Origin of the sequence: Virgibacillus oceani, assembly GCF_041521345.1 — a bacterium.
GTDB classification, from domain to species: domain Bacteria; phylum Bacillota; class Bacilli; order Bacillales; family Amphibacillaceae; genus Virgibacillus_N; species Virgibacillus_N oceani_A.
Genome location: NZ_JBGOHB010000092.1, coordinates 1 through 338, shown reverse-complemented (window position 1 = coordinate 338; position 338 = coordinate 1). Strand labels below are relative to the sequence as shown.

2 tRNA genes are annotated in these 338 nt (G+C 50.6%); both read right to left on the bottom strand.

Features of this window, described 5'->3' with window-relative positions:
- Nucleotides 1–130 precede the first annotated feature (130 nt).
- Nucleotides 131–206: transfer RNA gene (locus tag ACDX78_RS23305), tRNA-Ala, on the bottom strand.
- Nucleotides 207–212: 6 nt separating this feature from the next.
- Nucleotides 213–289 (bottom strand) — tRNA-Pro (locus ACDX78_RS23300).
- Nucleotides 290–338: the final 49 nt, after the last annotated feature.

The following is a 338-nucleotide window of genomic DNA, read 5'->3' as shown; positions in this document are numbered from 1 at the left end:
TAGCTTCAAAAATTGACCTCAGGAGGATAAGTCTTCCTCGTTCAGAACCTAGTCTGACTCAGACTTCTTACCTCTGACATCTTCATATTACATACTGGTTGTTTTGTTCAGTTTTCAAAGAGCAAATCTTTGGTGGAGCCTAGCGGGATCGAACCGCTGACCTCCTGCGTGCAAGGCAGGCGCTCTCCCAGCTGAGCTAAGGCCCCAAATAATGGTCGGGAAGACAGGATTTGAACCTGCGACCCCATGGTCCCAAACCATGTGCTCTACCAAGCTGAGCTACTTCCCGATTATGGCGCGCCCGAGAGGAGTCGAACCCCTAACCTCTTGATCCGTAG